General features: G+C 37.1%; 26 protein-coding genes. 17 read left to right on the top strand and 9 right to left on the bottom strand.

Annotation, left to right across the window (positions count from 1 at the left end; genetic code table 11):
* Positions 1-54 precede the first annotated feature (54 nt).
* On the bottom strand, positions 55-459 hold the full coding sequence (locus QWY86_RS07825; RefSeq protein WP_290240571.1) for an HYC_CC_PP family protein: 405 nt from the start codon (positions 457-459) through the stop codon (positions 55-57).
* Positions 460-553: 94 nt separating this feature from the next.
* Here QWY86_RS07825 and QWY86_RS07820 point away from each other — a divergent pair, with 94 nt between their 5' ends.
* Positions 554-1,273, top strand: a complete 720-nt coding sequence (locus tag QWY86_RS07820) for a peptidylprolyl isomerase (protein ID WP_290240569.1) — start codon at positions 554-556, stop codon at positions 1,271-1,273.
* Here QWY86_RS07820 and QWY86_RS07815 read toward each other — a convergent pair.
* Both QWY86_RS07815 and QWY86_RS07810 read right to left on the bottom strand, forming a co-directional pair.
* On the bottom strand, positions 1,259-1,549 hold the full coding sequence (locus QWY86_RS07815; RefSeq protein ID WP_290240566.1) for a type II toxin-antitoxin system RelE/ParE family toxin: 291 nt from the start codon (positions 1,547-1,549) through the stop codon (positions 1,259-1,261). The genes QWY86_RS07820 and QWY86_RS07815 overlap by 15 nt on opposite strands.
* Positions 1,546-1,773: a hypothetical protein gene (locus QWY86_RS07810; protein ID WP_290240563.1), complete on the bottom strand. Its 228-nt coding sequence runs from the start codon at positions 1,771-1,773 to the stop codon at positions 1,546-1,548. The genes QWY86_RS07815 and QWY86_RS07810 overlap by 4 nt, the downstream gene beginning before the upstream one ends.
* Positions 1,774-1,843: 70 nt before the next feature.
* On the opposite strand from QWY86_RS07810, the gene QWY86_RS07805 reads away from it, so the two are divergent.
* The 3 genes from QWY86_RS07805 to QWY86_RS07795 all read left to right on the top strand — a co-directional run bounded on the left by QWY86_RS07805 (position 1,844) and on the right by QWY86_RS07795 (position 4,914).
* Positions 1,844-2,611 carry an exodeoxyribonuclease III gene (locus QWY86_RS07805; RefSeq protein WP_290240561.1) on the top strand — a complete coding sequence of 256 codons (768 nt, stop codon included), beginning with the start codon at positions 1,844-1,846 and terminating at the stop codon, positions 2,609-2,611.
* 79 nt (positions 2,612-2,690) lie between these two features.
* Positions 2,691-3,929: an imidazolonepropionase gene (hutI, locus tag QWY86_RS07800; RefSeq protein ID WP_290240559.1), complete on the top strand. Its 1,239-nt coding sequence runs from the start codon at positions 2,691-2,693 to the stop codon at positions 3,927-3,929.
* Entirely contained in the window at positions 3,922-4,914 is a 993-nt protein-coding gene (locus QWY86_RS07795; RefSeq protein WP_290240556.1) for a formimidoylglutamase, read from the top strand. The genes hutI and QWY86_RS07795 overlap by 8 nt, the downstream gene beginning before the upstream one ends.
* A 107-nt stretch (positions 4,915-5,021) precedes the next feature.
* Here QWY86_RS07795 and QWY86_RS07790 read toward each other — a convergent pair whose 3' ends face one another.
* Both QWY86_RS07790 and QWY86_RS07785 read right to left on the bottom strand, forming a co-directional pair.
* The gene (locus tag QWY86_RS07790) at positions 5,022-5,180 is read right to left on the bottom strand and encodes a hypothetical protein (protein ID WP_290240554.1); all 159 of its coding nucleotides are present in this window, start codon (positions 5,178-5,180) and stop codon (positions 5,022-5,024) included.
* 9 nt (positions 5,181-5,189) lie between these two features.
* Positions 5,190-5,750 carry a 5-formyltetrahydrofolate cyclo-ligase gene (locus QWY86_RS07785; protein ID WP_290240552.1) on the bottom strand — a complete coding sequence of 187 codons (561 nt, stop codon included), beginning with the start codon at positions 5,748-5,750 and terminating at the stop codon, positions 5,190-5,192.
* 168 nt (positions 5,751-5,918) lie between these two features.
* Between QWY86_RS07785 and miaB the strand changes: the two genes are divergently transcribed.
* The 10 genes from miaB to QWY86_RS07735 all read left to right on the top strand — a co-directional run bounded on the left by miaB (position 5,919) and on the right by QWY86_RS07735 (position 19,479).
* Entirely contained in the window at positions 5,919-7,334 is a 1,416-nt protein-coding gene (gene miaB, locus QWY86_RS07780; protein ID WP_290240550.1) for a tRNA (N6-isopentenyl adenosine(37)-C2)-methylthiotransferase MiaB, read from the top strand.
* 72 nt (positions 7,335-7,406) lie between these two features.
* Positions 7,407-8,651, top strand: coding sequence for a sigma-54 interaction domain-containing protein (locus QWY86_RS07775; RefSeq protein WP_290240548.1), 1,245 nt, complete (start codon positions 7,407-7,409; stop codon positions 8,649-8,651).
* A 33-nt stretch (positions 8,652-8,684) separates the two neighbouring features.
* Positions 8,685-9,188, top strand: a complete 504-nt coding sequence (locus QWY86_RS07770) for an LptE family protein (RefSeq protein ID WP_290240546.1) — start codon at positions 8,685-8,687, stop codon at positions 9,186-9,188.
* Between the two features lie 53 nt (positions 9,189-9,241).
* Positions 9,242-10,333, top strand: coding sequence for a DUF8458 domain-containing protein (locus QWY86_RS07765; RefSeq protein ID WP_290240544.1), 1,092 nt, complete (start codon positions 9,242-9,244; stop codon positions 10,331-10,333).
* A 13-nt stretch (positions 10,334-10,346) separates the two neighbouring features.
* A complete protein-coding gene (gene secG, locus QWY86_RS07760) occupies positions 10,347-10,703 on the top strand; it encodes a preprotein translocase subunit SecG (protein ID WP_290240542.1) in 357 nt (118 codons plus the stop codon).
* A 454-nt stretch (positions 10,704-11,157) separates the two neighbouring features.
* Entirely contained in the window at positions 11,158-11,448 is a 291-nt protein-coding gene (locus QWY86_RS07755) for a co-chaperone GroES (protein ID WP_025141798.1), read from the top strand.
* Positions 11,449-11,570: 122 nt separating this feature from the next.
* A complete protein-coding gene (groL, locus tag QWY86_RS07750) occupies positions 11,571-13,208 on the top strand; it encodes a chaperonin GroEL (protein WP_290240528.1) in 1,638 nt (545 codons plus the stop codon).
* Positions 13,209-13,520: 312 nt separating this feature from the next.
* A complete protein-coding gene (locus tag QWY86_RS07745; RefSeq protein WP_290240526.1) occupies positions 13,521-17,774 on the top strand; it encodes a PKD domain-containing protein in 4,254 nt (1,417 codons plus the stop codon).
* Complete coding sequence (locus tag QWY86_RS07740) at positions 17,774-18,796, top strand: PorP/SprF family type IX secretion system membrane protein (RefSeq protein WP_290240523.1); 1,023 nt, start codon at positions 17,774-17,776, stop codon at positions 18,794-18,796. The genes QWY86_RS07745 and QWY86_RS07740 overlap by 1 nt, the downstream gene beginning before the upstream one ends.
* A gap of 23 nt (positions 18,797-18,819) precedes the next feature.
* The gene (locus QWY86_RS07735; protein ID WP_290240520.1) at positions 18,820-19,479 is read left to right on the top strand and encodes an MgtC/SapB family protein; all 660 of its coding nucleotides are present in this window, start codon (positions 18,820-18,822) and stop codon (positions 19,477-19,479) included.
* Here the strand turns inward: QWY86_RS07735 and QWY86_RS07730 are convergent.
* Positions 19,460-19,957: an RDD family protein gene (locus tag QWY86_RS07730; RefSeq protein WP_290240519.1), complete on the bottom strand. Its 498-nt coding sequence runs from the start codon at positions 19,955-19,957 to the stop codon at positions 19,460-19,462. The two genes, QWY86_RS07735 and QWY86_RS07730, sit on opposite strands and share 20 nt — an antisense overlap.
* A 140-nt stretch (positions 19,958-20,097) precedes the next feature.
* Between QWY86_RS07730 and QWY86_RS07725 the strand changes: the two genes are divergently transcribed.
* From QWY86_RS07725 to QWY86_RS07715, 3 genes are all read left to right on the top strand, one after another.
* On the top strand, positions 20,098-21,525 hold the full coding sequence (locus QWY86_RS07725; protein ID WP_290240517.1) for an L-serine ammonia-lyase: 1,428 nt from the start codon (positions 20,098-20,100) through the stop codon (positions 21,523-21,525).
* A gap of 277 nt (positions 21,526-21,802) precedes the next feature.
* Positions 21,803-21,955 carry a hypothetical protein gene (locus tag QWY86_RS07720; protein ID WP_290240515.1) on the top strand — a complete coding sequence of 51 codons (153 nt, stop codon included), beginning with the start codon at positions 21,803-21,805 and terminating at the stop codon, positions 21,953-21,955.
* A gap of 16 nt (positions 21,956-21,971) precedes the next feature.
* A complete protein-coding gene (locus tag QWY86_RS07715) occupies positions 21,972-22,100 on the top strand; it encodes a hypothetical protein (RefSeq protein ID WP_290240513.1) in 129 nt (42 codons plus the stop codon).
* Positions 22,101-22,105: 5 nt separating this feature from the next.
* On the opposite strand, the gene QWY86_RS07710 is transcribed toward QWY86_RS07715, so the two are convergent.
* The 3 genes from QWY86_RS07710 to QWY86_RS07700 form a co-directional block, all read right to left on the bottom strand.
* Positions 22,106-23,017 (bottom strand): AEC family transporter, encoded by a 912-nt coding sequence (locus tag QWY86_RS07710; protein ID WP_290240512.1) that lies wholly within the window; start codon positions 23,015-23,017, stop codon positions 22,106-22,108.
* Between the two features lie 67 nt (positions 23,018-23,084).
* Complete coding sequence (locus QWY86_RS07705; RefSeq protein ID WP_290240510.1) at positions 23,085-24,317, bottom strand: DEAD/DEAH box helicase; 1,233 nt, start codon at positions 24,315-24,317, stop codon at positions 23,085-23,087.
* Between the two features lie 302 nt (positions 24,318-24,619).
* A complete protein-coding gene (locus QWY86_RS07700) occupies positions 24,620-25,921 on the bottom strand; it encodes a RagB/SusD family nutrient uptake outer membrane protein (RefSeq protein WP_290240508.1) in 1,302 nt (433 codons plus the stop codon).
* Positions 25,922-25,925: the final 4 nt, after the last annotated feature.

Here is a 25,925-nt window from a genome sequence, read left to right as displayed (position 1 = left end):
TTTAATAGCATGATAGATGCTGAAACAAGTTCAGCATGACGGGTTTATTAAATCCTAATTCCTAAAAATACAATTGAAAACATGCAAAGCTACCCTCGAGGAAAGTGGCGGTGCTTTGTTGCTGATTTTGCTGAAAAAAGTGGGCGTAATGTTCGTTAGAAATTCTAAAACTGGCGGATGTAAAAAAAGCTGAATAGAAAATAGCTTTGGCATTTCTACTTTCGCCGCTGTTTGATGGCTATCTTTTACCTTAACCGTAACTTGTGTATTTTTGCAACAGCCATCATCCTTTATCTTTTCGGCAGGAATATCTTTACAAAACTTGCAAGAAACCACATTGCTAAAAAGCTTAACATTTTCTAGTTTGCCGCCGCAGAAATGCAAACTTAAAGCCAAACCCATAACACTAACCGCATAAAATACGGCCAAAGAAAGTGCTATTTTTTGTTTTAGCTTCATTGCTACAAAGTTAAGGCAAAAAAAACCGATTATTAAAGGACTTTATTTATTGAATTTCATTTTTTAGCTTAATTTAGCCACAAACACTATTTAAATGAAGAAATTACTTTTGTTTATCTGCACTTTTTCGGTTTTAGCCACATTTGCCGTAAAACCTAAAACTCAATATATCCTTATTAAAACCGAATATGGTGAGTGCATTGTAAAGCTATATAATGAAACTCCACTGCATCGTGATAACTTTCTAAAACTAACAAAAGCTAAATATTATAATGGTACTTTATTTCACAGGGTGATAAAAGATTTTATGATTCAAGGTGGCGACCCTGATTCTAGAAATGCGAAACCAGATTCTTTGCTAGGAGAAGGCGGTCCAAAGTATACCATACCAGCTGAGTTTAGGGATAGTCTTTTTCATAAAAAAGGCGTTTTGGCTGCGGCAAGAGATAATAATCCAGAAAAGGCTTCAAGTGGAAGTCAGTTTTATTTGGTGCAGGGAAAAGTTTTTACCGATGAGCAATTAAATAATTTAGAGGAGAAAAGACTAAAATTTAAAATTCCAGAATGGCAACGATTAGTTTACAAAACCATTGGTGGTACACCTCATTTGGATAGAAATTATACGGTATATGGTGAAATTGTTTCGGGTTTAGAAATGGTAGATAAAATTGCTGTTTTAGAAACCGATAAAAATAATAGACCAAAAAGCGATGTTAAGATGGACATTACAATTTTGAAAAGAAGAGAGGCGAAGAAGTTGGAGAAGATGTTGATGAAAGACTCTTTAACAGAAAAAAAACTACTTAGAAACTAGCGGTTCTTGGCGATTATCCCAGAAAAATAATAAATGGATTTTGCTATTCTGAATTTCGTAGAAAATGGACGTTTGATTTGTAATTCTTCCTTTTCTAAATCTTTCTGAAGATATAGCTTCAAATATTTCCGGTTGAACTCTTATTATTGAAATAACCTTATTACTTTGTTTTAAAAATTTCCGGGCTGCCTTTTCGCCGAATTTGTTGAAAATAAACCAAAAGATACTGTCAAAGGTTTCTTTAGCTTCATCACTCCAAAATACAGGTAAGCTCATAAATACTTGCTGTATAATTTCATTACCTCCTCATGAGGAATTAATTTCCCTTCCTCAGCCTGTTTAAGCCCTTTTTTAATTCCATCCTGAACATGTTTTGGCAAATCTTCTAATACAACTTTTTCACTGCTGCTTAAAATCATATCTAATTCTTCCAATAATTGCTCATTATCAGTTTCGAAAACTTTTTTGGCGATTTCGATTTTTAATTCCTCGATGCTCATAAACAAATTTAACGAAACGAAACTTCAATTGCTATAGCCATTAATCATTTAATTTCTAAATTTACCTTTCATGAAAATTATCTCATACAACGTTAATGGCATACGTGCAGCAAGCACAAAAAACTTCTTTGGCTGGTTGCAGGCAACAAATGCCGATATGGTTTGCTTGCAAGAAGTAAAGGCGATGCCGGCGCAAATTCCTGAAATTATTGCATTGGTAGAGCAATTGGGTTATCATCATTATTGGTTTCCTGCAGAGAAGAAAGGATACAGCGGCGTGGCCATTCTCACTAAAATGAAACCTAATCATGTAGAATTTGGCTGTGGTGAAGAGTGGATTGATAAAGAGGGTAGAATCTTAAGGGCCGATTTTGATGATTTTTCGTTGATGAGCTTGTATATGCCATCTGGTTCAAGTGGGGATGAAAGGCAATTAAAAAAATACGCTTTTATGAATTTCTTCGATGTTTACATTGGCGAACTTAGAAAGGAAATTCCAAATCTGATCGTAAGTGGAGATTATAACATTTGCCATACTTCGGTAGATATTCATAACCCGAAATCAAATGCAAATTCATCGGGCTTTTTGCCTGAAGAACGTGAGTGGATGCAACTGTTTTTAGATAATGGCTTTATCGATACATTCCGTCATTTTAATAAAGACCCGCATCATTATACCTGGTGGAGTTATCGAGCAGGTTCTCGTGGCAAAAACTTAGGTTGGCGTATTGATTACCATTTAGCCACGAGAGCAATGGAAAGCCGGTTAAAAAATGTCAGAATCTTACCCGATGCGATACATTCCGACCATTGTCCGGTTTTGTTAGAAATGGATTGAAGTAATATGTGAAATGGATGATGGACTTTAAGTCTAATCTTTATATTTGACTCTCGCTACTTGATACTTAAAAAACTCAATGCTAATCACAAATATTAAAGGCCTCGCTGGGTTACACCCAAAAAATACATTGCTCCTTCGCGGAAGCAAAATGAATAATTTACCCATTTTGGAAAATGCTTGGCTTTTAATTGAAGATGATTTGATTAAGGATTTTGGTAAAATGAGCCAAATGCCATCTTCCATTTCAAATCTTCCATCTACCAGCGTAAGTGGTAAATATGTCTTCCCTTCCTGGTGTGATAGTCATACGCATATTGTTTTTGCCGCTTCGCGTGAGGAAGAGTTTGCAATGAAAATTCAAGGCAAAACTTACGAGGAAATTGCAGCAGCAGGTGGCGGAATTTTAAACTCAGCAAATAAACTTCAAAAAGCTACTGAAGATGAATTGTTTGAAAGCGCCTCCATTCGGTTAAAGCAGATGATTTTGCAAGGAACTGGTGCCGTAGAAATAAAAAGTGGCTACGGCCTAACGGTTGAAAGCGAAATCACAATGCTACGGGTGATTAACCGATTGAAAAAAGCATTTCCTATCCCAATAAAAGCAACTTTTCTGGCTGCTCATGCTTTTCCAGCAGAATATAAAAATAATCAACAAGCTTACATCGATTTAATAATCAATGAAATGTTGCCGAAAATAGCAGCAGAAAAACTAGCCGATTATATAGATGTTTTCTGTGAAAAAGGATTTTTCTCTGTCGAACAAACGGATGAAATATTAAAGGCTGGAGCAAAGTATGGTTTGAAACCTAAAATACACGCCAACCAACTTTCCATTTCCGGTGCAGTAGAAATAGGCATAAAAAATAATGCAATTTCTGTAGACCATCTCGAAGAAACCAATCATGAAACGGTTTCTGCGTTAAAAAATAGTTCTACCATAGCAACACTATTACCTTCTTGTTCGTTCTATCTTGGTATACCTTTTGCCGATGCGAAAAGCTTAATCGCCGAAAATGTTGCCGTTGCGTTGGCCACAGATTATAATCCAGGTTCTACACCATCTGGAAATATGAATTTTGTGGTTTCATTAGGCTGCATAAAACTTAAAATGCAACCCGAAAAAGCCATAAATGCCTCAACTTTAAACGGTGCGGCAGCTATGGAAATCAGCGATGATTACGGCAGCATCGCAATCGGCAAAAAGGCAAATTTATTTATCACGAAACCGATGCCTTCAATAGCCTATTTGCCTTATAGCTTTGGCGAAACGCAAATAGAGACCATCATTTTAAATGGCGAAATTTATAATGGATAGCCTTAAAATATATTCGCAGAGCGATATTGATAGCCTCATAATTTATCGTGATGGAGAAACCAAGCTTGGCGAAAGGGTTGATATATATCGTCATTGCGAAGGAGATTCTTCATCGACTGCGGCAATCTCATTAAATGGACTTAAAGATAGTCAATCTAAATTTGTGCTTTTAGGTATTCCGGAAGATATTGGCATTCGAGCTAATTCGGGTATTGCAGGTGCATCCACAACCTGGCGACCAGCTTTAATGGCTTTTCTGAATATCCAAAGTAATCGTTTTTTAAGCGGTAAGGAAATTCTTGTTTTAGGTCATTTTGAAATTGAAGAACCTGAAGATTCAGCCGTTGATAGTTTGAGAGATAAAGTTGCCGAAATCGACAATTTGGTTTATCCAGTTATTGAAAAGATTGTTGCTGCGGGTAAAATTCCAATTGTAATTGGTGGTGGGCATAATAACGCTTATCCAATGATTAAGGGAACAGCTTTAGGGTATAAAAAAGCCATCGATGTTTTAAATGTAGATGCCCATGCTGATTTAAGAGAACCAGAAGGAAGGCATAGTGGAAACGGATTTACCTATGCTTTGGCCGAAAAATTTCTACAGAATTATTTCATGTACGGTTTACATCAAAACTATAATAACGAAGCGATATTAAATCAAATAGAAACCAATCCTCAATTAAAAGCTTTGTTTTTTGATGATATTTTGAAAGGTGAGCAAGGTGAAAATATGCTTTCAGATTTGGGTGAAACGGTTGGTTTGGAAATAGATTTAGATAGCATTCAAAATGTCCTTTCCAGTGCAGAAACACCATCAGGATTTTCAGTAAATGATGTTCGTAGATTGATTTTAAAGAACCCCAACAGGTTTTCTTATTTACACATTAGCGAAGGTGCAACCCGATTACTTGACGGGAGAGTAAGTAAATTAACTTCAAAATTAATTGCTTATTTGGTAAGCGATTTTGTTAAAGCGCAGGTGTAAGAAGTGTCAAACAAAGATTAGTTCCAAAGATTTCTCAGTTACGCTGCGCTTCATTCGAAATGACGGCTAAGAAAAACTAAATTCAGGGTGACGAAATTTGCTACAACCTACAAATGCTCTGCTTCGTATTTTTCGCCAGCCTTTAACATTAATTCAATTTGCTTCAGGTCTTCGGCAGTGAGTTCTTCTTTTTCCTGAAGTTCGAATACAGCAATCATGTTGTCTTCGTATTGTTTTTCAGTTTTAATAACGATTTCTTTTGACATGATGCTAAGTTAAAATTTGATGGTTTCTGTTGGTGTAATGCAAAAGTCTAAACAGATGTCGTGTTCGTTTACATCGTCAATTTTTTCTATTGCAGGCCACAAAGATAAGCCTATTTTTTGAGCATTTATATTTTCGAGAAAACGGTCGTAAAAACCTTTGCCATATCCCACCCGATAGCCCTGTTTATCAAAAGCTAAAAGGGGAATCAAAACCAAATCCACATCGCCAGTATGAAGATTTCCCTTTTGAGGTTCTAAAATATTGTAGAGATTTTTCTGTAAATCGTTTATGCCCAAATATTCGTGGTTAGTCATTAAAGCGGTTTCAAAATCTGCTTTTGGTACGATGATTTTAATTTGAGGATGATTTTCTGCAAGCCACTCAATAAATAAGAATGTGTTAGGTTCTCTTTTTTCGCTAATGGGCAGAAAAATGTGAATGGTTTTAATTCGTTCAAAATCAAGCTTTTTAAATTGATTTAACAATAATTTGCTTAGTTTTTCGCAATCTTCTTCGCCAAGACTCAACCTTTCTTTAAGCGCTAACTTTCTTATTTCAGCTTTTAGCATAATGGCAAATTTAATAATTTATACATCGGTAAATCTATTCAGTTTTTGAATTGGAGTTGTAAAATCCATCTAAAATAATCCCTTTGTAAACATTTAAACTAAATATGTCAATTTGTCACTTTTAATTTTATTTGTGTATTTTTGCAATCCCCAAAAGTTTTTAAAGGAATGATTGATTTACAAATACAGGATAAAACACACGATGAGGCTAGGCAAGGTGAAGCTTTAATTTTAGATACACCAGTTAAAGCCGATGCCCGTAAGTTATATATTGAAAGTTATGGTTGCGCAATGAATTTTGCCGATAGTGAAATTGTAGCCTCTATTCTTTCAGAAACTGGATTTGAAACCACTGGAGACTACCATCAGGCCGATGTAATTTTCATCAATACTTGTTCTATTCGCGAAAATGCAGAAACAAGGGTAAGAAATCGTCTTTCACAATTTGGGGTAGAAAAACGTCGTAATCCGAAGTTAATTGTTGGCGTTTTAGGTTGCATGGCAGAACGATTGAAATCTAAGTTTTTAGAAGAAGAACGTTTAGTTGATGTTGTAGTAGGGCCAGATGCTTACCGTGATTTGCCAAACTTAATTGAGCAAGTTGAAAGTGGGCATAAAGCGGTTAACGTTCTATTATCCCGTGAGGAAACCTATGCAGATATTAGTCCGGTTCGTTTAAATAGCAACGGCATTACGGCTTTTATTTCCATCACCCGTGGTTGCAATAATATGTGTTCTTTCTGTGTTGTACCGTTTACCCGCGGTCGCGAGCGCAGTAGAGATGCGCATTCGATTATAGAAGAAGCAAAAACACTATTTGAAGCAGGCTACAGAGAAGTTACGCTTCTTGGTCAAAACGTTGATTCATATACCTGGACATCAGAAGATGGAACGGAAACGGTAAATTTCGCTCAGCTTTTAGAGCAAACGGCTTTGGTTAGTCCAGATTTAAGGGTTCGTTTTTCTACTTCTCATCCTAAAGATATTACTGATGAAGTTTTGCATACCATCGCCAAATACGATAACATTTGCAATTACATTCACTTGCCTGTTCAATCGGGTAATACACGTGTTTTGGAGTTGATGAATAGAACCTATACTCGAGAATGGTACATTAACCGCATTGATGCGATTAGAAATATTATTCCGGGTTGTGCAATTTCTACAGATATTATTGCTGGTTTCTGTACCGAAACAGAAGAGGAGCATGAAGAAACATTAAGCATGATGGATTATGTTCAATACGACTTTGCTTACAATTTTACATACTCTGAAAGACCAGGAACTTTAGCAGCCCGTAAGCTTGAGGATGATATTCCGGAAGATATTAAAAAGCGCCGTTTGGCTGAAATTTTAGCCAAGCAACAAGCACACTCTTTAATGCGTTTGCAAGAATGGGTTGGTAAAACTGTACGTGTGTTAATAGAAGGTACATCAAAAAAATCGGATAAAGATTATTGCGGAAGAGGAGACAGCGGTGCAATGGCAATATTCCCGGCTATTGATGGTGTAAAACCTGGTCAATATGCAAATGTTTACATTGAAAGATGTACTTCAGCTACGCTGATTGGAAAGATAGTTTAACGGATTAAGGAACAAGGATAAAGGAATAAAGAAAAAAGTCTAAATACTTTATACTAACTACTAAGTTACTAAATGGATACACAAAATATTAAACAACGGTTCGGTATTATTGGTAACTCACCATTGCTTAATCGTGCCATAGATATTGCTAGTCAGGTTGCGCCAACAGACATGTCGGTTTTAATTACCGGCGAAAGTGGAAGTGGTAAAGAGGTTTTTTCGCAAATTATCCACCAAATGAGTGCCCGAAAACATGGTGCTTTCATTGCGGTAAACTGTGGAGCAATTCCGGAGGGTACAATAGATTCAGAATTGTTTGGACATGAAAAAGGTTCGTTTACTGGGGCACACGAAGCCCGTAAAGGTTATTTTGAAGTGGCCAACGGTGGAACTATTTTTTTAGATGAAGTAGCAGAACTCCCACTTGGAACTCAAGCCCGTTTGTTAAGGATTTTAGAAAGTGGAGAGTATTTGCGTGTAGGTTCATCAAAAGTACAAAAAACCGATGTTCGTATTATTGCAGCAACAAATGTTGATGTTTACAACCGTGTTAAAAATGGCAAATTCCGTGAGGATTTATATTACAGGTTAAATACAGTTCCATTGCGTATTCCTGCATTGCAAGAGCGTAAGGAAGATATTTATTTACTTTTCAGAAAATTTGCAGCCGATTTTAGTGATAAATATCGTTCACCGGGTTTGCAATTAGAACCTGAGGCGGTACAAATATTAACCAATTATAGCTGGCCTGGAAATGTTCGTCAGTTAAAGAATATTGCAGAGCAAATCTGTGTGTTGGAGAAAGATAGAAATGTTAGCGGACAAGCAATCTTAAATTACATACCAAACGAAGCCGGAAGTAATTTGCCAATGGCGATAAATGCACAATCGAAGGAAGATTTTACAGAAAGGGATATTCTGTATAAAGTGCTTTTCGATATGAAAAAGGATATGGTTGAACTGAAAAAACTTGTAGCAGAGATTATTCAGCATGGCGGAAATACGGCTACCGTTTTGGCTGATAATCCACAATACATAAACCAGCTTTACAGAGATGTGGAGTTACCTGCGGGTCAGGAGCATGCTTTTACCATTCAACATCCAACTTCTAATAATAACATCAACAACAATAATAATTCGGATTATTTTGCCCACGATGCTGAGGAAGTTGAAGAATCATTATCGTTAGTTGATAAAGAATCAGATTTGATAAAAAAGGCATTGAAAAAACACAAAGGCAAGCGTAAATTTGCCGCACAAGAATTGGGTATTTCTGAACGTACATTGTATAGAAAAATTAAGGAACTAAATTTATAAGCCAATTTTTCTTTTTGGGTTTGAAACTGAATTATGAAAATTAAAATATTTGCACTTCTACTTACTGCTGTATTAAGCTCATGTGCTTATACTTTTAGTGGGGCATCAACCGAAGGTTTAAAAACAGTTACCGTACGGTTTTTTGAAAATACAGCGCCTTTGGTTATTCCAACTTTAAGTCAGGATTTTACTGAATCACTAAAATCGCGTATCAGAACCCAAACTAAATTAAGCATTACACCTAACGATGGTGATGCTATCTTTGAAGGCAGGATAACAGATTACAGCATTAAACCTGTTGCATTAACTTCAAGCAGTACACCAACAGCCTCAAATAACCGCATTACCATTACCATTTCTGTCAAATACAAGAATAATATAGAAGGCCACGAAAAAGAAAGCTTTGAAGAAAGTTTCACACGTTTTTTCGATTTTCCTTTAGGAGGTTCTTTGCAAGCGGTTCAACCACAGGCGATAGAGAATATTAATAGACAGTTAACTGAAGATATTTTTAACCGTGCCTTTGCGCAGTGGTAGCTAAAAATTTTAAAAATCGACTGCAATTTTTAACTTAGTGGCAAACCTCAACAATGAATAACAAACAACTTCTTACCGATTTATTGGCTCAACCCGGAAAAGTAAGGAAGGCACATGTGCCGGCTTTGTTGGATTTGTTGGCTCAATTTCCTTACGCACAGCCCATACACTTACTTTTAGCTAAAGCTGATGCTGAATTTGTTTCGAAGGCTGCACTTTACAGCAATGGAGATGTTTTGTACGATATTTTGCAAATAGCTAATGTTGAGGATGAAATTGTTGTTGATGAAGAAAGCATTGAAGAAGAAATAGTTTTAACAGAGGCGGATTCAAATCTGAATTTACCGCAAATTGAAACTTTTGAGACCGAATATATTGAAGCTGAAGAAGAACCTGAAGTTTACGAAGAAATTGGAGAAGTAAAGATTGCGGCGAATCCAGTTGTTGAGCAAGTTGAAAAAACTGTATTAGTTGAAGAAGATTTACAAACCGAAATTAAGGATACGGATTATATTGAAAGTGTAGTTTCGGCTGATTTTTTTGCTTTTGAACAAAAATTAAGTACTGATGTTGTTGCTACTGCTCCAAATATCGAAACTGTAATTCCTGATGAGCCGGAAAATAGCTATTTATCAAAATACGATGATGATAAAATGCCATACACATTTTTGTGGTGGCTTGCCAAAACCAGAAAAGAGCATGAGCAGATATTTCAGCCTTATGCGCAACCTGCGCCTGCGGTTGTAAAGCAACAGGAAGTAAAGCCGCAACAACAGGCAACATTTCAACAGCAATATGTAGAACATATTTTTCACATTCAAACACCTTTTGAAGTTGCAGATCATTTAGCTGAATACCCTTCGGCAGAAGTTAAAGATGTTAAAGGTGCTGAAATTATTGAGAAGTTTTTAAAGGAAGACCCAACCATTAAGCCACCAAAACCAGAACAAATCGATAATGAAAATAAGGCAAAAAAAAGCGCCGAAGACCATTACGACTTAGTTTCGGAAACATTGGCAAAGATTTATATCGAACAAATGCTTTTCCACAAGGCCATAGATACTTATAAAAAATTAAGTTTGAAATATCCAGAAAAAAGTGGTTACTTTGCCGACCTTATCCAATCTATAGAAAAGAAATTATAAAATATATTTTATCATGATAACCCTTTTAATCATTTTATTAATCGTTGCGTGTGTAGCTTTAGGTTTATTCGTATTGGTACAAAACCCTAAAGGTGGTGGTTTGGCAACAGGTGGCGGCACCAGCAATATGTTTGGTGTGCAACGTACTGGCGATGTTTTAGAGAAAGGATCGTGGATTTTGTTAGCCGTTATTGTTGTTTTAACATTAGGTATTACTACAATGGGCAAATCTGGTGGCACTGCTGCAACTGGCAATACAGAATTACAGGAGCGTTTAAACAAAATGCCTACACCTTCTCCAATTGGTGGTGGCGCAACTAATAATGCAACTCCGGTAGCACCTGCAACAGCAGATACAACCAAAAAATAATTTAAACCAACAAAACATTTTAAATAGCTTTCCTCAAAAGGGAAAGCTTTTTTTGTTTTAAAGGTATTTTGATTTTGTATCCGTTGGTTTCTCTGGCTGGCACACGCGTGTGTATATTTAATCCACACGCGATACGCATGCTACAGCGATAATTGTAAACTCTCCCAAGAATTTCTGAAGAAGTTATCTAAACCCGATTGCAACGAAAAGCCCGCTGTGTAACGAGGACTTGTAGTGCAAAGCGGGGCCAAGCTAAACCGAAAAGCTACTGATGTTCCTTTCCAAATCCTACTTATAAAAGAATTTTTTTCAGTAGCCCTGCCAAGCTGACACGCAACATTCTCTAATTGTTTAAAAAATTGGCAAATTTGTCCCTCAATGGCTATTGGCATAAAAAGTGTTAATTGTATGCTTAGTAATTAAAATTAAACTCAAAATAAAATAATAAAAAGTTATGGCGTTAAACCTTAAACCAATTGCTGGCAGTTCGAACAGAGTTATTGTTGAACCGGCTGCGGCAGAAGAAAAAACTGCATCGGGTTTGTATATCCCTGATACTGCAAAAGAAAAACCATCTAAAGGAACTGTAGTTTCTGTTTCTGAAGAAGATTCTGAAGGTAAAAAAGCTAGTGTAAAAGTTGGCGATGTTGTTATTTATGGTAAATACGGTGGTACCGAATTCCCTTACGAAGGTAAAGATTACCTGATTATGCGTGAAACGGATATCTACGCGGTAGTTGGATAAATAATGATTGAATGACTGAATTTAGAATGCTTGAATTCAGCATCAATTAGAAAATAATAATTATAGAATTAGAGCGGATAATCAATTATTCACTCACACAATCTTCAAAATTTAAAAACGAAATGTCAAAACAAGTAAAATATAACGTGGAAGCACGCGACGCCCTGAAACGTGGTGTTGATATCTTAGCGAATGCAGTAAAAGTAACTTTAGGTCCGAAAGGTCGTAACGTAATTATCGATAAAAAATTCGGTTCGCCAGCCATTACTAAAGATGGTGTTACGGTTGCTAAAGAAATCGAATTGAAAGATGCGGTTGAAAACATGGGCGCTCAAATGGTTAAAGAAGTTGCATCTAAAACAGCTGATATTGCTGGTGATGGTACGACAACTGCTACGGTTTTAGCTCAGGCAATTATTACAACTGGTATTAAAAACGTTGCTGCGGGCGCAAATCCAATGGATTTAAAACGTGGTATTGATAAAGCGGTTGCTGCTGTTGTAGAGAACTTGAAAACTCAATCGCAAACTGTTGGCGAAGACAATAACAAAATTAAACAAGTTGCATCTATCTCGGCTAATAACGACGAGGTTATCGGCGCTTTAATTGCTGAGGCAATGAGCAAAGTTGGTAAAGATGGTGTAATTACTGTTGAAGAAGCTAAAGGTACTGAAACAGAAGTTAAAACTGTAGAAGGTATGCAGTTTGACAGAGGTTATTTATCGCCTTACTTTGTTACTAATGCAGATAAAATGGAAGCTGAATTAGATAGCCCATACATTTTAATCTACGACAAAAAAATCAGCAACATGAAAGAATTGTTGCCTGTTTTAGAAAAAACTGTTCAAACTGGTAAACCTTTAGTTATCATTTCTGAAGATTTAGATGGCGAGGCTTTAGCTACTTTAGTAGTTAACAAAATCCGTGGTTCGTTAAAAGTTGTTGCGGTTAAAGCACCAGGTTTTGGCGATAGAAGAAAAGCAATGTTAGAAGACATCGCAATCTTAACTGGCGGTATCGTTGTATCAGAAGAAAGAGGTTATAAATTAGAAAATGCTGATTTAACTTACTTAGGTTCTGCTGAGAAAGTTGTAGTTGATAAAGACAATACAACTGTAATCAACGGTGCAGGTAACTCAGAAGATATTAAATCTCGTGTTAGCCAAATCAAAGCTCAAATCGAAACAACTACATCTGATTACGATAAAGAAAAATTACAAGAGCGTTTGGCTAAATTAGCTGGCGGTGTTGCAGTTCTTTACGTTGGTGCAGCGAGTGAGGTTGAAATGAAAGAGAAAAAAGACCGTGTTGATGATGCTTTACATGCAACTCGTGCAGCTGTAGAAGAAGGTATTGTTGCTGGTGGTGGTGTTGCTTTCATCCGTGCGGTAGCTTCTTTATCTGATTTAAAAGGTGTTAACGAAGATGAAAACACAGGTATTCAAATTATTCGTCGTGCGATTGAAGAACCATTACGTCAGATTTGCGAAAACGCAGGTATTGAAGGTTCTATTGTAGTACAAAAAGTTAAAGAAGGAACTGCAGATTTCGGTTACAATGCTCGTACTAATGTTTACGAAAACTTAATCGGTGCTGGTGTTATCGACCCAACTAAAGTAAGTCGTGTAGCATTAGAAAATGCAGCATCTATTGCAGCAATGTTATTAACAACAGAAGTTGTTTTAGCTGATGAGCCTGAAGAAGGCGGTGCAGCAGCTCACCCTCCAATGGGCGGAGGCGGCATGGGCGGCATGATGTAATCATTCAGTTCATAAGAATTACGTGTAAATTAAATCCTCCAAAACTAAAGTTTTGGGGGATTTTTTATTTGAAATCTTTTTAAAAACGCAAGTTTATCGTATTTGCAATCTGTTGGAAATGGCTTTCGTGTAAAATTTTAGTTAGATTAATTTCCTTTGGATAATTTTGTGCTTTACAACTATTGAAGAATATTTCTATCGAACAAAACTTTACCAAACAAACTGATTTAATATAGGTTTAACCAGCGCTTTCAATTTGTTGTGCTCTTTTGTGAAGAACTTTCTTTAATAACCCCCTATTGTTAAAGATTTATGAAAATTTGGTGTAAACAAATTACAGCTGCTGTATTTGTTTTCTCGACGTTAATATTATTTGCATTAAACACGTACTCACAATTAACAGTAAGTGGTGTAGATGCTGGTCCTTACACACCCGGAAGCACAATCGCAGTTCCATTTACTATTGGAAATGCTTCCTGTATGGTAACAACAAATGTTTTCGAATTGTATCTGTCTGATGCAAATGGTAATTTTACTGGCGAAAGACGGATTGGAACCTATTCTGGTTTTTACAGCACATATGTAAACGGAATAATTCCGACAAACACTCCTGCCGGAACAGGTTATAAAGTAAGGGTAAAATCTATTGCTCCGGCTGATGTTAGTACAGAATCAGCTGCCTTTGAAATAAAAGCAGGAACACCTGTACGTGCTGAGGTTATATCTACAGCTTTAAACACACCTGCCGGACAAGAGGCTTTTGGGCCATGCATAACAAGAGCAAATTATGATCTTATTCTTTCCAACAATTCATCAGCTAATGCTACTGTAAATGCTACTGTAAAAAATGAAATCAGCAGCGTTACAACCTCATTGGACCTCAATACGCCAAAAACTTTTACCGCACAACTTGCACATTACACTGTTTTTGCAAAAGCTACAATGCCAGATGGAACAGTTGGAACAAAGGCATATTTTATCATTAACAACCAAGCTATAACTGCATTTGCAACTGTAAATAATAATCCTGTATGCTTACCGCTGGCTTCTTTTCAATTTAATGTTGATTATTTATCTACAGTTGGAATTATAAATAATTTTCCAGGAGATAGATATGTAATCAATTGGGGCGACGGTACATCGACAACTTACACCTATTGCGATATTTTAAAGGCCGCAGGTAAAGTAGGTCATGATTATACGACTTCTTCCTGTGGCCGGGTTTCAACCACCGCATCTGGTCCAATTTATAATGCATTTAATGTATCTATCAGAGTAGCTAATGATTTCTGCGGAAATTTAGGAGACCCGTTAAGTGCTTATGCAAAAGTGGTTATCAAACCTATTAATTCATTTACATATGAAAGTCCTGCATGTACAAATACCGAAATTACATTTACTAATACCTCACAATTGGGTGAAAACCCAAATACTACATCAGCAGGATGCGAGCCAAATAATGTAACTTATAACTGGTATGTTGATGGTACTTTGATAGAGGCAAATAAGCCACGCTCTTATAATTTTGTTTATAAATTTTTAACCAGGGGAATCCATACCATTAAATTAACTTCTGTGAGCTCTGGTGCTTGCGATGCTGATCTGGTTGAGCAGCAAATTTGCATTCAAGATCCGCCAAAACCGATATTTACATTGCCAAGTACCACAGTATGTGCACCTAGCACACTTGCTCCAGTAAATATTTCTGAAATTGATAATACATGTAATGCTGTTCCGACTTATTTATGGACAGTTACTCCTGCGATTACATTTTCTGGTGGTACAACCGCGGCTAGTAAAGACCCTATTTTTAATTTTACCACTGCAGGAAGTTATACAATAACCTTAAGCGTAACAAGTGGTGCTTGTGGTGCTGTAGTTTCTGCTCCCCAAACTGTTACTGTTCAAGGTGCAGATGCTGGTCCTGATCAAACCTTATGTACAGGAACAACAGCAACTTTAAGCGGCAATAATGAAGTAGGTATATGGACACAGGTTTCAGGTCCTCCAGCTACCATTAACAATCCGTCTCAAAACAATACAACAGTTTCGGATTTATCAGCAGGGAATAACTACGGCTTTAGATGGACAACTACCGGAGGTTCATGTCCAAATAGTTTTGATGAAGTAACGATTTCTTATCCGGCGGCGATTATAAATACAATTAGTACGACATCTGGAACTGTCTGTTCAGGCCAAACCATTACAGTAGCGGGCACAACCCCAACAGGAGGAATTGGCACATATACGTATCAATGGCAAAGCAGTACAGACGGAATTACCTGGGCAAATTTGCCAGGTAGAACGACAAAGGATTTAAGCATTTCTGTAAGTTCTATAATCTATTTTAAAAGAATTGTAACCAGTGGTTTTTGTTCATCAGAAAGTAATTCAATAAAATTGGATGTATTGCCAGCAATTGCAAATAATGCTATCTCAGCAGATCAAACTATTTGTGAAGGAACTCCTGTAAATCCATTAACTGGCAGTTTACCAACAGGTGCGAACGGAACATTTATTTATCAATGGCAATCGAGTTTTAACGGTACAACATGGACAGATGTTGCTGGTGCAACGGCAAAAGACTACACGCCACCACAACCCACGGTTAGCATTCGCTACCGTCGCTTAGTCACGAGTGCTGCATGTTCAGGAGGTTCTGCAAATGAAAGTATTCCAATATTAATAACCGTTAATCAAAATGCCAAAGCAGAAATTGTTTATACTACAGATATTGGTTGTGCACCATTTGCATTAACACCAACAATTGTTCAGGCAGGGCTTTATCCTGGCAGGAACGCAACTTACACCTGGTTTGCAAATAATGTACAAATTGGAACTGGAGCAACCTTTCCAGGTTATACCATATTAACCAGCAATGCAAGTGTGGGTATAAGATTAGTTGTAACAAGCGCTTCGGGATGTTTGGCAGATGAAACAACACATACTTTTACAACCAGAGATAACATTACAATTGCTTATACTCAAGATAAGACAGCAGATTGCGGGCCATTCAGTGTAAACTTTGTCAATACCTCATCCGATTTAACAGGTTCAACATTCTTCTGGGATTTTGGAAATGGTACAACTTCAAATTTGGCTAATCCTCCAAGAATAGATTATCGTTCAGATCCGGCAGGAGAAGATATCACTTATACAGTTATACTTAGGGCAACAACGGCTTGTGGCGTAATCACCAGAACATCAACAGTATTAGTCAAAGCTGCACCTATTTCAGTTTTTTCTCCAAATAAAACGGCTGGATGCTCTCCATTTACAACAACGTTCAGCAATACCTCTCCAGGAACTTACACAAGTTTTACTTATGACTTTGGTGATGGCTCGCCAACTTTTACAACCAATGATAAAAGTACAATTACCCATACTTATATTACTAATGAGGTTACCGATTATATTGTGAAAATGACGGCAACAAATGAATGTGGTTCAAACACGTCTCAGTATACTGTCAGGGTTTCTCCAAATAACATTATACCCGAATTGGTGGTAGATGCTCCGGAATTGAGGGGGTGTGCACCACTTCTAGTTAACTTTAAAAATAATACGAAAGGTGCTAATACTTTCTATTACGATTTTGGTGATGGTGCCTCAGCATTAACAAATAGTGCTCCAGAAATGGTTGCGCATACCTTTACAAAACCTGGAACATATCTAGTAACCCTTTATGCTTCTAATGATTGCTCAATGAATTACACTACAGAAACAATTGTGGTGTTAGAACAACCAACGGTTGGTTTTGCAGCAGATAAAACTATAGGCTGTAGTGGTACAGTTGTCAAATTTAAAAATAACAGTAAAAACGCAGTCGCCTACCTCTGGGATTTTGGTGATGGAACGACTTCAAACCAATTTGAGCCAGAACATACTTTTACGGGTAGCGGGGTAAATTATACGGTAACCTTAACGGCAACAAATACACAAGGCTGTAAGAATGTTTCTGTTCTGCCAAATTACATCCAGCTGGTTACACCACCACAATCCAATTTTAATGTATTGCCCGGAAACGAACTTTCCATACCAAACTATACTTTCAATTTCAGGGATGCAAGCCTTAATGGTGCAGGAAGTTGGGAGTGGAATTTTGGAGATGGTTCAAGTTCAACCTTACAAAATCCATCACATACATACAGTAATGTTGGCGAATACATGGTTACACTTAAAATTATAAATAAAGAAGGTTGTGCATCCACTTCAACACAAATGGTTAGGGTAATTGGTGTGCCAGGAACGCTACATGTGCCGAATTCGTTCATGCCTGCCAGTGCTAAAAACGAGTTGAGAACATTTAAAGCAAAAGGAAGGGGAATTGATACCTGGAAAATGACCGTTTTTAATAAATGGGGGCAAGCTTTATGGGAAACAAGCAAGTTGGATGATGGTGCACCATCTGAAGGTTGGGATGGGACATTTAATGGGCAAGAACAACCGCAAGGCGTTTATTTTTGGAAGATTGAAGTGAAGTTTATAAATGGTGGCGATTGGAAAGGTATGTCTTATGATAATTCCGCACCGCGTAAAACGGGTACAATATATTTAATACGATAATGAAGGGCAGTTGGATTAACCTATTTATAGTGTTTATTGTTTTCCCTTTTTTAAGTAAAGGGCAAGATCATATTTACAGTCAGTTCTATAACTCACCCATTTATTTAAATCCTGCGTTAACCGGACAGTTTGAAGGTGATATCAGGTTTAATGCCTTGTATCGAAATCAGTGGACGGGGCTTTCTGGAGACTTTTCTTACATGAGTGCATCAGCCGATTTGAACCTTCAAAAGCTTAATAGTGGAGTAGGTTTAATTTTTAACCGAAGCAGTGAAGGAACAGCGTATCTGCAGAAAAATAATATTGCCATTAGTTATTCTTACATTATTGGTGGCGATGATTTTACGCTTTCATTTGGTTTGCAAGGCGGAATAACCAATCAAAAATTAAATTGGGATAAATTGGTTTTTGGCGATCAGATTGATATAAACGCCGGGATTATACCAGGAGGAATCTCTGGTGCCGAAAGACCAAATGTAGACAGTAGATTTTACTTCGATGCTGCCGCTGGAGGCAATATCGTTTACAAAAATTTTATGTTGGGTTTAGGTGCGCATCATCTAAATCGTCCTGATGAATCTTTATCAGGTTTCCAAACCAGGTTACCTGTGAGGATTTCGGCTAATATGAGCTATAAGTTGGCCATTGTTCCAGATCAATATGATAGAGATGGCGCTTATCTTATTCCATCAATTGTTGCTTACCGCCAGCAAAATGTAATGTCGTTTAGTTTGGGAACACAATTTAAATATGCGGGTGTAAATGCTGGTATTTGGTATAGAAATGATGGCGGAACTAATGGTAACGATGCAATTGTTTTTTCGGTGATATTCGATATTTTTAACAGACGCACCAATGGAGAAAAGTTTAGAATTGGCTTAAGTCACGATGCTACAACTTCCAAATTGAATTATACAAACACTGGCGGAACATCAGAAATTGGAGTTGGGTACGAAAAGTATTGGCCGAATAGTTCAAATTATGGCCGCTCAAATGGATTAAGATGTTATGATTTTTACTAATTTGCTTTTGATAAGGCAAACCCATGAACGATATTTTAGATAATCAACATTTCATCACACAAAGTGAAGTCAATAAATTTTTGCTAGCCACATTGCTTTGTGGTTTAATCGGTGCAGAAAGGGAATACAGAAGTAAATCTGCCGGATTAAAAACCATGATGATGATTGGTTTGGGCGCTACACTTTTTACTATCCTTTCAATAAAAATCGGTGCAAGCAGTCAAGATAGAATTGCCTCAAATATTGTTACTGGAATTGGATTTTTAGGTGCAGGCGTAATCTTCAAAGAAGAAAACCGGGTTAAAGGTTTAACAACGGCTTGCATTATTTGGATTGTTGCCGCAATAGGCATGGCAATTGGTGGCGGTTATTACGAGCAGGCAATTGGAGTAACTGGAGTGGTACTGTTGGCCTTAATCATTTTCCCTTTTTTAGAAGAAATAGGCGACAGACGTTTTACCAAACGTGTTTACAGAATTGTTAAAAAACAACATAGTCATGGCGATTTAGAAAGCTATGAAGAAGTTTTCAGAGAGAACAAACTTAAGCCACAACGCGGGAAACACCAGTTGGTTAATAATATAATTACCGGAAACTGGACCGCTACCGGAACGCCGAAAAATCATCAAAAATTTGTAGAGCAAATGCTAAAGGATAACGATATTATAGAGTTTGATTTTTAACGGACGAGAATAATTCTGTTTTCTGGATTTGCAAAGCCACTTTCTTTTCTTCAATAACCATTGTTTGCGATAACCTATCATGCCAGGGATTTGAAGGAGTTCCTAAAGCGCTAAGCGGTTCAAAAGGAATAATTCTTAGCAAGTTTCGGGTAAATGCCTTCTCGAAAGTAAGGTCGCTACCATCCAAACTCACAGCCTTGGTTTTGGTAATGTATTTGCCAATAGATTTACCATTTAGCATTGCTTCGGTAAACGACATGATTACCCCATAGAATATCATACCTAAAATCCTATTGGTAATGCCATCATCAATAGAATTGATAAATTCAGGGGCTACAAAGTAAGTAATTACCCCAAGCGCAAACATTAGCAAATAAATAAAGATTGTGTCGATTAGGTAGTTTGCAAACCTTAACCCTGAAGAGGCCTGACAAAAGCGATAGTCAATTTCTTCGTAATTTGTTGTGTTAAAATCCATTTTGAGCGTTTAAAATTAACATCAATATAAGTCATTCTTAATGTTATGCAAAATTAATTTCTGTAAAAAACTAAAAACAAATCATAGCTTTGTATAACGGATTCATCCCTACAATGGATAATCTGTAACTAACTAAATTCATGATAAAAGAACAAATTTCGGTTTTCGATATTTTTAAAATAGGGATTGGTCCATCAAGTTCTCACACACTTGGACCGTGGCGGGCAGCACAACAATTCACCGCATCATTACAAGAAAATGATCTGCTTGCTGATGTTGAGACGATAAAAATATTACTCTATGGCTCACTTGCAAAAACAGGTGTAGGCCACGGAACTGATGTTGCAATTTTATTGGGTTTAACCGGTGCAGACCCGGTAACTTTTGATGTTGATGCGGTAACGCCAACATTTGAAAAAATTAAAGCAGATAAAAAACTCAATCTGGCTGAACAGGCAGTGATAGATTTTGATTACGAAAATGATTTACTTTTCCTATTCGCGGAGAGTCTTCCTTTCCACCCTAACGCGGTAACCTTTCAGGCATTATTAAAAAATGGCAAAGCGGTTTCCGAAACCTATTATTCTATTGGTGGTGGCTTTGTTGTAAAAGAAGGTGAAGACAACAGCCAAAAACCTCAGGTAGATTTACCTTTTCCTGTAGAGAAAGCGAAAGAATTACTGCATTGGTGTTTATCAACCGGGTTAAAAGTGAGTGAAATTGTGATGGAAAATGAGTTGGCTTGGCGACCAGAATCAGTTACTAAAGCTGGTATTTTACAACACTTCGCGGTAATGCGTGATTGCATTTACCGCGGTTGCCACACTACAGGATTTTTGCCAGGTGGTTTAGATGTTGCCAGGAGAGCCTTTCCGCTAAATAAAAGATTAATCAATAAAGCAGAATACTCAAATTACGATACCTGGATAGATGCCATTAGAAAAGGCGGCAACGGCTTTAACTATATTTTAGATTGGGTAAGTTGTTTCGCATTGGCTGTTAATGAAGAAAATGCTTCGTTCGGGCGTGTGGTAACTGCGCCAACAAATGGTGCTGCTGGAGTAATTCCGGCAGTTTTACAGTATTTCATTGTTTTTTGCGATGGTTATTCTGAAGAAAAAATCATGCAGTTTATAGCCTGCGCATCAGAAATCGGCAGCATTTTCAAAAAAGGAGCAACAATATCTGCTGCAATGGGCGGCTGTCAGGCAGAAATTGGAGTTTCGTCAGCAATGGCGGCTGCGGCTTTAACAGAATGTTTGGGCGGTTCGCAGCGTCAGGTTTTAATGGCTGCCGAAATTGCAATGGAACATCATTTAGGTTTAACCTGCGACCCAATTGGCGGTCTGGTCCAGATTCCTTGCATCGAAAGAAACACAATGGGTGCAATTAAGGCAATTACGGCGAGTCAGCTGGCTTTGCAAAGTAACCCCGATAAAGCTAAAGTAAGTTTAGATGCAGTTGTGAATACCATGTGGGAAACCGCTTTGGATATGAATGCGAAATACAAGGAAACATCGGATGGTGGTTTGGCAACAAATATCCCGATTAGTTTGCCAGAATGTTAGGTTCTTCAAAAGTTTAAAGATAATTTGAAGCGCAAATTTTGTGTTTTTCGGAAACTTTCTTCCCGCCAACACTGCAATCTTTTGGCTCAGGAAACCCCAGTCGGAACTTACGAAGTTTAATGAGCACATTGAGAAGAAACTTCGTAAGTTTTGGTAAGCCAAAAGTATTTTCGTTTATGTCGGGGCTATAATTTAATGTGGTGGTTTTTGGATTAGTTCTTCCTTGAGTTATTTAATAATGAACACTCCTTGCCCCTCCTTGAAAAAAGGAGGGGAGTTGGACAGTAAAATATCAAAACTTCATCAATGGTTAAAAGCACAGCATATTTTAAAAATCACAATAATAAATAATTTACTGGCTACTCCCCTCCTAAATTTAGGAGGGGCAAGGGGTGATTTAAATTTTCAAAAGGGCGAAGAACCTGCGTAAATTAAACCTGATATAAATGGAAAGACCGCAAGCGAGGCACGAGTGCGGACTTGTAATGTTAGCAGGACTGCAGGCCGCCAATAGCTTTGACAACTCCATTTTCAAAAAGAATAAGGAAAGCCAAACTACAAAAATTGCAGTTTAAAACACCTAAAACAAACCAGAATAAGTTAATACCAACCACCATAAACCAGTTGTTATAAAGGAAAGTAAAATTCCAATCCCAACTACTAAATTAGAAACTTTCGGATTTAAGTTATATTGGTCGGCAACAACACCTGCCGTTAACAATGTTGGCATAGCCATTTCGAAGATGGTTATTTTTGCAATTGTACCATTCAAACCCAATATTAAAGCAATTATTAAAATGGAAAGTGGCGCTAAAATTAATTTGTACAATAAAGCGAAGCTGATGTGTTTGATTTCGCTAAACCAGCCACCAAATTTTAATTGTAAGCCTATCGAAAACAACGCTAGCGGACCAACCGTTCCTGCTAATTTGTCGAATAATCCATCAAATGATGATAAATTCAAATACCGAGGCAAAATTAAGGCTAAAACACATCCAATAAGTGGTGGGAAGGTTAGCACTTTTTGTAATACCAGTTTTGCACTAAGTTTTTGTTGTTGCGAAGAACGAATGGCTACGATAATTCCGATGGTTGAAAGCAATGTAAACGTAATCTGATCGCAGATGATGGCAATAGCCAATTCTTTCTCACTAAAATAGGCAATAATCAACGGGAAGCCAATAAAAGAGGTGTTGCTTAATGAGCTTACCAATTTTAAACCGCCTGATGTTGCTCTGCTTGCTTTAATGAATTTTGAATAAATTGTAATGAATGCCCAACCAAGTAACCAAACACAAATAGGCGCAAATGCCGGAAAAAGCAGTTCCTTCGTCCAGGTTATGTGTGGTAGGTATTTAAAAGAAACTGCCGGAAGCGCAATATAAATTATCCATGCATTAATGCCTTTATGTGCATCTTTTGGTAGCGTTTTGCTTTTTCTGAAAAGAATGCCTGCCAGAATGCATAATCCGATTAAAATAAAGTTTGCCATTAATTATTTAAAGGTAATTTATAAAAGAAAAACGCCAATTAGAAAATTCTACTGGCGTTTAAATACATTAAGCTGGATTGTTTGGTTTAGGCTTTTTCTTATGCCAAACCTTTTTCTTTCCATTATTTCTTGGGTGTTGTGGTTTTTTTTCTTCAACATGCGTAATTTCCATTGTTGCAATGTGCTCAGGTAAAATCATCCGCGGAACTTGTTTTTCGATAAGCCTTTCAATATTATCAAACTTACGTTTATCGCGTCCGTTTACAAGCGTAATAGCAGTGCCTTTTGTTGCAGCTCTGGCCGTTCTGCCAATTCGGTGCACGTAATCTGCCGGGTCACCCGGAACATCATAATTGATAACTAAATCAACGCCTTCAACATCTATACCACGAGATAAAACATCGGTACCAATAATAATTGGTAATCTTTTGTTTTTAAAAGCAAGTAAAATATCTTCACGCTCTTTTTGCCCTAAATCTGAATGGAAAGCCTCTGCGTTAATTTTTAAACCTTTAAAAGTTTTATATAGAGCCTTAACCTTTTCTTTTGTTGATGCAAAGATGATGGCACTTTTGTAAGTTTCATCCTTAAAAATATCGGTTAATAAAGCTTGTTTTTGCTGGTCGTGTATGTTGTAAGCTTGCTGGTCAATTCCCTCTGCTGGTTTAGCAATTGATATGGTAATTTGCTGCGGATTATCTAATATGCTTCCAGCCATTTTCCTAATCTTAGGTGCCATGGTAGCCGAAAATAAAAGCGTTTGCCTTTTCTTTGGCAGATAACTTACAATGCGCATAATATCATCGTAAAAACCCATATCCAACATTCTATCTGCTTCATCTAAAATTAAATGTTGCAAGTGCTCAAGCTTTAAAACGCCTGAAGATAAATGTGCCATTAAACGTCCGGGCGTGGCAATAATAATATCTACACCCTCTCGCATCGAACGTTTTTGTTGTTCGTATGCAATTCCATCGCCACCGCCATAAACTGCTAAAGAGCTTATATTGGTAAAATAAGCGAGCGCCTCAACCTGCAAATCAATTTGTTGGGCAAGCTCTCTGGTTGGCGCTAAAATTAAAGTATTGTTGTGTCTATCGGCGGCACGGCTAATTTTATCCATCACTGGTAAAAGGTAGCTTGCTGTTTTCCCGGTACCTGTTTGGGCACAGGCAATAAGATCATGGTTATCTAAAATTACCGGTATGGCTTGTTCTTGTATCGGAGTAGCGCTTTTATACCCCATAGACATAAGTCCTTCGTATAAATCGGGGTTAAAATTAAAGTCGTTAAAATTCAATCTGTTGTATTTATGTAATTTAGCAAAAGTACCTCAAATTAAGCCGAATAGCAAACGGCAATCTATATCAATTTTAAATAAGAATTTGGAAAGCAATTTTCTGCACATTTCGGTTAATTCAGTCCCGCTCTCACTACAATCTTTTTTTGCACGTTTTTGCTTAATTCGCGTTTTTGCAACAAAAAAGTATTTTCGTTAAATCGGGTTTAGAACATCAAAAAAAGTACAAGAAATTAAAACGGTTTTCCAGACAAAAAAAGCCCCAAGTGTAACTTGAGGCTTTCTAGTCATTTTAAGTGCATTTAAAATGCCGGATCAGCAGGAGTGTTAGAATTATTATCTCGCTCTTGAAAAGGATAAGGGAAGAAGTTACGCTTTCTATCTGTAAGCGGCTGGTTAAATCTTCTCATATCTTCCAGCTTTAAGCCAGACATAAATAGTTCTATACAACGGTGCTTGTAAATTAAATCTAAAAGCTGTTGCTGTGTGTAAGTTCCGGTTAATGCAGGCAAGTTTGCGCCAACCCCGAAAGCATCTGTAGCTGCAGTTTTTGTTACAATTTTATTAAGCTCTGTTAATGAACTTGATAAATTTGGCGTAGCTTGACGAGCATAAGCTTCTGCTTTAATTAGCGTAATCTCGCCTGGTAGATAAACAGGGATTTGCGTAAAAGTACCTGCTCCAAATCCATTAATTCGAACCGTTGTATTTACTACAGTGTAAAATGGAATTCTGGCATCACCTGCATCTGGTACATTGGCACCTGTTTGCCCAAGGCTTATGTTTTTAGGCTGAATTACATTATTTGTTGAAGTAGCAATCTCGAAAATAGGGTTTAAGTTTAATGCGTCGTAGGTGAAAGTTGATTTTTTTGATAAACTTAAATCAACTGCGTTTGCTGCTGTTAAAGCCAATGCATAATTACCGGCAAATAAAGCGTAACGTGCTTTTAGCGCATTCAAAGTGTTTGGAATATCAATTCCTGCTGGGATGTTGCCAGAAAATGAGCTGCTAATTGGGTTTGCAGCAATAACTGCTAATGCATTATCAATTGTAGCAATTGCTTTGTTAAATCCTTCTACACGACTAATAAAAGAAACATTTTGACCTATGCTGGCAGGAACCCTTTCCCAATACTCAGATAAGTTACCTAATGCCAATGCCTTAAAAATACTTGCATGAGCAATTAATCCTGAAGCATAATTCTTGTCAGGAAGATTTGTGGCATTATTAATTACGTTATCAGCATCGAAAATGATTTTATTCGAGCCTGCCCAAACATTCAGTAATATTGTATTTGTTCCATCTACCTGAACGCCGCCTGCAACCAAACGCTCTTCGTTCGTATTACCAGTATTTATGGATATTAACTCATTTGTAGTTAATCCATTTAAAGTAATTGATGCATATAAAACACCAGCTCTTGTAGTCGAGAAGTTTTTTTGCAGTCCAACAGTAACACCTGTTAAACCCTTTGCAGAAGTTAATACATCCTCGGCTGTTGCCGCATTAGGATTTAAGTATTCCTTATTACAAGCACTTGTGAAAGCAACTGTTGTAGCCAGAAATGCGTATCCTATATATTTTGATTTTAAATTATTCATAATA

The sequence above is a fragment of the Pedobacter aquatilis genome (assembly GCF_030409415.1).
Lineage (GTDB): Bacteria > Bacteroidota > Bacteroidia > Sphingobacteriales > Sphingobacteriaceae > Pedobacter > Pedobacter aquatilis.
The sequence above is the reverse complement of the archived record's forward strand: the minus strand, read 5'-3'. Positions and strand labels throughout refer to the sequence as shown.